The sequence below is a fragment of the Kitasatospora sp. NPDC091257 genome (assembly GCF_044757675.1).
Classification (GTDB): Bacteria; Actinomycetota; Actinomycetes; order Streptomycetales; family Streptomycetaceae; genus Kitasatospora; species Kitasatospora lactacystinica.
In genome coordinates this window covers 1-7,861 of record NZ_JBIVVI010000326.1, presented here as the reverse complement: position 1 = coordinate 7,861, position 7,861 = coordinate 1, and the positions used below count along the sequence as shown (strand labels likewise).

Below are 7,861 nucleotides of genomic sequence, written 5' to 3'. Positions count from 1 at the left end.
CCCCATCCTCCTCGCGACGGGTATCGACCCGCCCGAAGCTGGGCATCATGCCCCTCAGGCCTCCGGTGACGGTACTTCAGACGATCATCCGCGCGGGGGTGCCACGGCACGGTAACCTGCCGCTGACAAGGGGAGGAGGGGACGCCACCGTGACCACACTCGACATGACCCCGGGTGCGCAGATACCCCGGACCGACGCCGGCCCGCAGACCGCCATCACCCAGGGACTCTCCTCGACCGCGTACCGCGACGGCGAGATCAAGGGCTTCGTCGGCGCCGTCACCGACGCCACCGAGAAGAAGGGCCGCTTCGCGCTCTTCCGCCCCAACCTCGGCGAGGCCTTCAGCAAGGCGCTGATCTCCCGTGCCCTGGGCGGCGGCCGCAAACCCATCGTCCCGGCCTTCGGAGTCGACACCCGCCAGGTCGTCGAACACTGCCTGGCCGCCGAGGAACTGCGCAACACCCGCGACCGGCAACTCAGCACCGTCTCCATCGCCACCGGTGTGCTCTTCCTCCCCGGCACCCTGATCTGGCTCGGCGCCTTCCAGCTCCGTGCCTGGCTCAAGCGGGACAACCCGAAGAACGCGGCCGTCTACGGCGGCATCGTGCTCGCCGCGACCGCCGCCCTCGCCGTCCTGCTCGCGCTGCGCCCGCCGGCCAGCGGCTTCATCGGCGTCTACCTGCGCGTGACCATGCTCGCCCCGGTCGTCGGCTGGTACCTCGCCCGCCGGATCGTCGAGCGCTCCGCCAAGGACCTGCGCTCCCGCTGGCAGGCGCTGGTCGAGGGCAGCGTGGTGGCCGCCTCCGTCGCCAAGGCCGTCCCCCGGGACGACCTCGACAAGAAGGCCGCCGACCTGCGCGACAAGCTCGGCCGCCTGGACGCCGAGCAGGAGACCAACATCCACCACTACGCCGGCCCCAAGGGCATCCTCGGTGCCGGCCGCCGCTGGGGCGAATGGCGCCTCGCCGACACCCTCCACCCCGCGGAGGGCCACGTCGACTTCCGCGCCTTCCACCCCTGGGACCTGATCCGCCGGATCTCCTCCCACCTCAAGGGCCTCGGCGTCAGCCACGTCGCCAACAGCGGCATGCCCAACGTCGCCATCAAGCAGTGGGTGGTCTTCGACATCGGCGAGGGCGCCGACGAGATCAGCCGCCCCGGCAACGCCGACATGGACGGCGACCGGATGCGCGACTTCGCCGTGCAGAGCGTCGCCGACAAGCAGACCTTCTCCGGCGGCCCCCGGCACTACCTCGCCACCCAGTTCATCACCCACGACGGCAAGCTGGTCCTCACCTTCACCGTCACCGTCACCCTGCTCGCCAACGTCCTGAACATCACCGTGTCCGGCTACGCGCTCGGCCCGGTCAAGGGCGTCTTCTTCGACAAGCCCAAGGACAAGGAGAAGTCGGTCGCCAAGACCGTGCGGTTCTGGGAGGAGCGCACCGTCAAGCTCCCCCTGATCGACAACGACGAGGTCGTCCGCCAGGCCGTCCGCGCCCCCTTCTACCGGATGCCCGGCCTGCTCGGCTGGCTCGGCGGCGGACTCGGCCTGCCCGAGCCCTTCGGGCTGCGGCACATCTGGGCAGGCCGCGCCTGGGAGAACCGCTCCATGGTCGACAACGCCCAGAACGCCGCCGTCCCGGTGCTCGCGGCGGTCCACGCCGCCACGCTGGAGTTCCTGGAGGAGCACGACCTGGACGCCGACCGCTTCTTCAAGAACCGCACCTCGATCATCAAGTCCGAGGCGCAGAGCCCCCGCCCCTACGACGTCGACACCTTCAACGCCGGCTGATCCGGCGCAGCGCATGCGGGAGGGCCCCACCGAGGATCTCGGTGGGGCCCTCCCGCGTTGTTCCTCGGATCAGCCCTGCGGCCAGGCCTCGGCCAGCATCTTCCGGGTGTCCGCCAGCAGCTGCGGCAGCACCTTGGTGTGGCCGACCACCGGCATGAAGTTGGTGTCCCCGCCCCAGCGCGGCACCACGTGCTGGTGCAGGTGCGCCGCGATCCCGGCCCCGGCCGCCGCGCCCTGGTTCATCCCGATGTTGAACCCGTGCGCCCCGGAGGCCGCCCGCAGCGCCGTCATCGCCTTCTTGGTGAAGTCCGCGAGCTCGGCCGTCTCGGCCTCGTCCAGGTCGGTGTAGTCGGCGACGTGCCGGTACGGGACCACCATCAGGTGCCCGCCGTTGTACGGGTACAGGTTCAGCACCGCGAACACGGCACTCCCCCGGGCGATGATCAGCCCGTCCTCGTCGCTCAGGGACGGGATCGAGCAGAACGGACAACCGTCGTCCGGAGCCGGGCCGGTGGGCTTGTTCTCACCCTGGATGTACGCCATCCGATGAGGCGTCCACAAGCGGCGGAAGCCGTCCGGCTCACCGACGCCCCGCTGAAGTTCCGGCTCAGTCGTCATGCTGATCAGCATATTCGCCCGACGGTGCTTGCAAAGCCGCGCGGGGCAGACTCATCGAGAGCCTGCCCCGCGCTGTCCCCGCGAACGCGGGGCCGAGATCCCGGCAATGGCGTCCTCGACCGGAACGCCAGAGATACCCCGCCCAGGCGGGGCCCGCGTCACACCTGGATGCGACTCTTCACCGCATCCACGATCTCCTGAACCGCGTCCGCCAGCGGAACGCCGTTCTTCTGTTCGCCGTTGCGGTAGCGGAACGACACCGCCCCCGCCTCGACGTCGTCGTTGCCGGCGATCAGCATGAACGGCACCTTGGTCTTCTGTGCGTTCCTGATCTTCTTCTGCATGCGGTCGTCCGAGGTGTCGACCTCGACCCGGATCCCGTGCTTCTTCAGCTCGGCCGCGACCTCCAGCAGGTACGGCACGTGCTCGTCGGTGATCGGGATGCCGGTGACGGTGACCGGGGCCAGCCACGGCGGCATGGCGCCGGCGTAGTGCTCCAGCAGCACCGCGAAGAAGCGCTCGATCGAGCCGAACAGCGCCCGGTGGATCATGACCGGCCGCTGGCGCGAGCCGTCCGCCGCGGTGTACTCCAGGTCGAAGCGCTCGGGCAGGTTGAAGTCCAGCTGGATGGTGCTCATCTGCCAGGTGCGGCCGATGGCGTCCCGCGCCTGCACCGAGATCTTCGGGCCGTAGAAGGCCGCGCCACCCGGGTCCGGCACCAGCGGCAGGCCCTGCTTCTCGGCCACGCTCGCCAGGACGGCGGTGGCCTCCTCCCAGGTCTCGTCGCTGCCGACGTACTTGACCGGGTCCTTGGTCGACAGCTCCAGGTAGAAGTCGGTCAGACCGTAGTCGCGGAGCAGGTTGAGCACGAAGGTCAGCGTGGAGTCGAGCTCCTCCGCCATCTGCTCGCGGGTGCAGTAGATGTGCGCGTCGTCCTGCGTGAAGCCGCGGGCACGGGTCAGGCCGTGCACGACGCCGGACTTCTCGTAGCGGTACACCGTCCCGAACTCGAAGAGGCGCAGCGGCAGTTCACGGTACGAGCGGCCGCGCGCGTCGAAGATCAGGTTGTGCATCGGGCAGTTCATCGGCTTGAGGTAGTAGTCCACGCCCTCGTCGAGCTGCATGGGCGGGTACATACCGTCCGCGTACCAGTCGAGGTGGCCGCTCTTCTCGAAGAGCTTCCCCTTGGTGGCGTGCGGGGTGTAGACGAACTCGTAGCCCTCCTCCTCGTGCCGCTTGCGCGAGTAGTCCTCCATGGCCCGGCGGATGATGCCGCCCTTGGGGTGGAAGACGGCGAGGCCGGAGCCGATCTCCTCGGGGATGGAGAAGAGGTCGAGCTCGTTGCCGAGCTTGCGGTGGTCGCGCTTCTCGGCCTCGACGAGGAAGTCGAGGTGGGCCTTGAGCTCGTCCTTGGTCGGCCAGGCGGTGCCGTAGATGCGCTGCAGCATGGGGTTCTTCTCGCTGCCGCGCCAGTAGGCGGCCGCGTTGCGCATCAGCTTGAACGCCGGGATGTTCCGGGTGCTGGGCAGGTGCGGGCCGCGGCAGAGGTCGCCCCAGCACTGCTCGCCGGTCTTGGCGTCCAGGTTGTCGTAGATGGTGAGCTCGCCGGCGCCGACCTCGACGTCGGCACCCTCGCCGGCGGTGGCGGCGGAACCCTTGAGGCCGATCAGTTCGAGCTTGTACGGCTCGGCGGCCAGCTCCTCGCGGGCGGACTCGTCGGTGACCACGCGGCGGGAGAACTTCTGCCCGCGCTTGATGATCTCCTGCATCTTCTTCTCGATGGCCTTGAGGTCATCGGGGTGGAAGGGCTTCTCGACGTCGAAGTCGTAGTAGAAACCGTCCTTGACCGGCGGGCCGATGCCCAGCTTGGCCTCGGGGTAGAGCTGCTGCACGGCCTGGGCCATGACGTGCGCGGTGGAGTGGCGCAGGATGTCGAGGCCGTCCTTGCTGCCGATCTCGACCGGCTCGACCTCGTCGCCGTCCTGGACGGCGTAGGCGAGGTCCTTGAGCTGGCCGCCGACGCGGGCGGCGATGATCGAGCGGTCGTCGGCGAAGAGCTCGGCGGCCGTGGTGCCCGTCGTCACCACGCGCTCTTCCCGATCGGGTTCGCGGCTGATGATTACCCGGACGTCCGTCACCGGTCTCTCCTGACGTGCTGGATTTCAGAGGACGCAACACTGCGCTGCGCGTGACGATGGTACCGAGAGCGCCGCCCCCGCCGTCCACCTACGCCCCTTCCCCCTCTCGCTCCGCCTTCTCCCCGAGCGCCTTCAGCAGCCGCTCGCGGTCCCCTTCCTCCCAGCCGCGGAGTTCCAGTCCGTGCGGGCGGGTCAGCCGGCGGAAGCCGCCGTGCCGGTCCAGCCGGCCGGAGACCCGGACCGGCAGGCCCGCGAGGTGGGCCTCGGCGGCGAGCCGGTAGTCGGGGTCGGGCAGGCGGAGCTTGAGCTCGCGGACCTCGGCGCCGGTGAGCACCCGCAGTCGTACCGAGCCGGGACCGGCCGGGTCGGCGCGCTTGAGCCGGGTGACCACGCCGACCACGGTGACGTCGACGGCGGGCTCGATCCGTTCCAGCAGGTCGGCGGCCTCCGCCAGGGCGGGCAGGTCGCCGGGCGAGAAGTCGAGGTCGATCCGGCGGTCCCCGAAGCCGCCCGGGGTCCCGGCGGCGGGCGACCACGCGACGCTGAGCCGGGCGGCCGTCGCGTCGCGCACCAGCTCCTCGACGGACCGGACGAGCTCCCGGCTGACCCCGGCCCGGACGGCGTTCCCGAAGGCCTCGGGCCCGCCGCTGACCCGGCGGTAGTCGACGGCGTCGCGCAGTGCCTCCAGGGCGCGGACCAGGGTGGTGACGGCGGCGCGGCCCTCGGGGGCGGGGGTGTGGGCGGTGAGCACGGCGCCCTGTTCGACCAGCAGGACGCGGTCCAGGAAGTCCCCGGCGAGGGCGTCCAGCCGGGCGCCGAAGTAGCCGGCCCTGGTGCGGGCCGCCTTGGCGCCGGCGGCGAGCATCCCGCGGGCGGCCCGCCGGAGCCGCTCGGCCTCGTCCCAGGGGGTGGCCCCGGCGGGGCCGGACGGTTCGCGGTGCCAGCGCAGTTCGTCGCCGGGGACGGTGAGGGCGAGCAGGATCGAGCGGGCGGAGGGGGTGCGGGAGCGGGAGAGCGCGGTGACGGCGTCGGCGAGGAGTTCGACGGCGTCGTCGAAGCCGTCCCCGGCCGGGACGAGCAGGCTGGTGCCGGGCTCGTCGTCGGGCGGGGTCCAGCGTCCGTACCGGGCGGCCGGTCCGCCGCGGCGGACCCAGCCGTGCCGGGCGAGCAGGGTGGCCAGGACCGTCGGGTCGACGGTGGCCGGGTCGGGCAGGGGCCGGGCCGGTTCGCCCGGTGCGTGCGGCGGTGTCATGGGTCCGGTTCCTCCCTGCCGGGCCCGGGCCGTCACGGGCTGCCGCCCGCGCCGACCCGGGCCATGATGTCGCAGAGCGCGCGGTCGTCGAAGACCTTGGCGGTGGGCACCCGGACGTTGGTGCGCCGCTGCCCGGTGACCGGGTGGCCGGCCAGGTTGACCCAGTAGCAGCAGTGCCGCAGTTCCAAGGCGTCCGGGCGGGCCCGCAGCCACTGGTCGACCCGGCGCGGCAGCAGCAGCACGACCAGGATCCGCGGCACGGCGACCCGGGGCCGGGCGAGCTTGCGCAGGTGGTCGTTGTCCAGGGTGAAGCTGAAGAACGGCCCGGCCGGGTCGGGCGCGACCTGCTGGGTGGCCTTGAGCTGGATCTTGACGGTGACCTCGTCGTCCACCTCGTGCGCCCGGGAGCCGTGGCTGACGTGCCAGTCGATGCCGTTGTCCGGGAACGGCTGGGAGAGCGAGCAGCCGGCCGCGGCGGCGACCGCGTGCAGGTAGCCGACCTGCAGGGTCTCCATGCAGGCGGTGACCGCGAGGTTCCCGCGCAGTACGGCCGCCGCCGCCTCCTCGGGCTGCGGCTGGGTCAGTGCCATCGCCCCGTGCCCTCCCCCGGTTCCGGGCCCGTCCCGCTCCGGACGGGCCGGTCGATTCGAACGGGACAGTCATGGGCAGGATCCCCGGCCGGGCTTGGGCCAAACGGGTTGAAGGGGCGTCAGAACCGGGTATCAACCGGGCGCAACGCTCGTCTGAGGGGCAGTCATGCAGCAGCACTGGTACACCGGCCCGCTCGCCTCCTTCGACACCGAGACGACCGGCGTGGACGTGGAGAACGACCGGATCGTCTCCGCCGCCCTGGTCGTCCAGCTCGCGCCGGGCGAGCCGGCCCGGACCACGACCTGGCTCGCCGATCCGGGGGTTCCGATCCCGGACGGCGCCCGCGCGGTGCACGGCATCACCGACGAGCAGGTGCGCGCCCACGGCCGCCCGGCCCGCACGGTGGTGGCGGAGGTCACCCGGGCGCTGGCGGCCGAGGCGCGGGCCGGGCGTCCGGTGGTGGTGATGAACGCGCCCTACGACCTGACGCTGCTGGACCGGGAACTGCGCCGCCATCACGGGCTGACGCTGACCGCGGGGCTGGCGGCGTCCGGGCTGGTGGTGCTGGATCCCCGGGTGCTGGACAAGCACGTGGACCGCTACCGCAAGGGCCGCCGGACACTGACCGACCTGTGCGCCCACTACGGCGTCGTCCTGGCCGGGGCGCACGACGCGGCGGCGGACGCGGCGGCGGCACTGGCGCTGACCCGGCGGATCGGCTCCCGCTACCCGGCGGCGCTCGGCGGGCTGTCGGCGGCGGAGCTGCACCTGCGGCAGGCGATCTGGCACGCGGCGCAGGCACGCGGGTTGCAGAACTGGTTCGACCGCTCGGGGACGCCGGAGCGGGTGGACCTGTCCTGGCCGCTGCGGCCGGCCCGGTGCGGATGCGGGCGCCGGCTGGAGCCGGAGCACCGTTGCGAGGCGGCGGCGTGACGCGCGGCCCGGCGTTCCGGGCCCGAAACGCGCCGCAGGCCCTGACCGGTTTCCTGGTCAGGGCCTGCGTGCTGTCCGGTGGGCGATACTGGGATCGAACCAGTGACCCCTTCGGTGTGAACGAAGTGCTCTCCCGCTGAGCTAATCGCCCGGGCAACGAGAAGAACTCTAGCACCATTCGGGGCCGGTCGTACAACTCGCCCGTTCCGGGTACCGCCGACGCCTCCGCAGAACTCGCGCCCCGCAGGGAAGGTGACTGTCCCTCAGCCGATTACCGGCGGCCCTTCAGGCGGATTCCGGAAATACACGTGAGGCCCAGCCGATAATCGGCTGGGCCTCACGTATCACAATGCATTCCGGTGGGCGATACTGGGATCGAACCAGTGACCCCTTCGGTGTGAACGAAGTGCTCTCCCGCTGAGCTAATCGCCCGGGTGCAGAGAAAACATTACCGCATCCCGGAGGGTGCTCCGAACACGCTCCCCGCCCGCGGCCCCGCGTCCGGGCGGGTCAGCTCCCGTCCAGCTGCCAGG

Annotated in this window: 6 protein-coding genes and 2 tRNA genes; 2 read left to right on the top strand and 6 right to left on the bottom strand. The window is 71.5% G+C overall.

The window, feature by feature from the left end:
* The first annotated feature begins 149 nt into the window (after positions 1–149).
* Positions 150–1,796 (top strand): hypothetical protein, encoded by a 1,647-nt coding sequence (locus tag ACIQOV_RS17295; protein ID WP_401049339.1) that lies wholly within the window; start codon positions 150–152, stop codon positions 1,794–1,796.
* 69 nt (positions 1,797–1,865) lie between these two features.
* Here the strand turns inward: ACIQOV_RS17295 and ACIQOV_RS17290 are convergent, their stop codons facing one another.
* The 4 genes from ACIQOV_RS17290 to ACIQOV_RS17275 all read right to left on the bottom strand — a co-directional run bounded on the left by ACIQOV_RS17290 (position 1,866) and on the right by ACIQOV_RS17275 (position 6,394).
* Positions 1,866–2,426, bottom strand: coding sequence for an HIT family protein (locus ACIQOV_RS17290; RefSeq protein ID WP_380546494.1), 561 nt, complete (start codon positions 2,424–2,426; stop codon positions 1,866–1,868).
* Positions 2,427–2,572: 146 nt separating this feature from the next.
* A complete protein-coding gene (gene thrS / locus ACIQOV_RS17285) occupies positions 2,573–4,552 on the bottom strand; it encodes a threonine--tRNA ligase (RefSeq protein WP_401049337.1) in 1,980 nt (659 codons plus the stop codon).
* A gap of 88 nt (positions 4,553–4,640) precedes the next feature.
* Positions 4,641–5,804, bottom strand: coding sequence for a hypothetical protein (locus ACIQOV_RS17280; protein WP_401049336.1), 1,164 nt, complete (start codon positions 5,802–5,804; stop codon positions 4,641–4,643).
* 32 nt (positions 5,805–5,836) lie between these two features.
* Positions 5,837–6,394 (bottom strand): DUF4365 domain-containing protein, encoded by a 558-nt coding sequence (locus ACIQOV_RS17275; protein ID WP_359914486.1) that lies wholly within the window; start codon positions 6,392–6,394, stop codon positions 5,837–5,839.
* A gap of 166 nt (positions 6,395–6,560) precedes the next feature.
* Here ACIQOV_RS17275 and ACIQOV_RS17270 point away from each other — a divergent pair, with 166 nt between their 5' ends.
* Positions 6,561–7,328, top strand: coding sequence for an exonuclease domain-containing protein (locus ACIQOV_RS17270; protein WP_401049333.1), 768 nt, complete (start codon positions 6,561–6,563; stop codon positions 7,326–7,328).
* A gap of 79 nt (positions 7,329–7,407) precedes the next feature.
* On the opposite strand, the gene ACIQOV_RS17265 is transcribed toward ACIQOV_RS17270, so the two are convergent.
* Together ACIQOV_RS17265 and ACIQOV_RS17260 are read right to left on the bottom strand one after the other, a co-directional pair.
* A tRNA-Val gene (locus tag ACIQOV_RS17265) sits at positions 7,408–7,479 on the bottom strand.
* Positions 7,480–7,688: 209 nt separating this feature from the next.
* Positions 7,689–7,760: transfer RNA gene (locus ACIQOV_RS17260), tRNA-Val, on the bottom strand.
* Positions 7,761–7,861: the final 101 nt, after the last annotated feature.

What these genes read in the sequence shown, in the direction of transcription:
- ACIQOV_RS17280 (WP_401049336.1), bottom strand. Translation starts at nt 5,804, where the DNA reads ATGACACCGCCGCACGCACCGGGCGAACCGGCCCGGCCCCTGCCCGAC.
- ACIQOV_RS17290 (WP_380546494.1), bottom strand. Translation starts at nt 2,426, where the DNA reads ATGCTGATCAGCATGACGACTGAGCCGGAACTTCAGCGGGGCGTCGGT.
- ACIQOV_RS17275 (WP_359914486.1), bottom strand. Translation starts at nt 6,394, where the DNA reads ATGGCACTGACCCAGCCGCAGCCCGAGGAGGCGGCGGCGGCCGTACTG.
- ACIQOV_RS17270 (WP_401049333.1), top strand. Translation starts at nt 6,561, where the DNA reads ATGCAGCAGCACTGGTACACCGGCCCGCTCGCCTCCTTCGACACCGAG.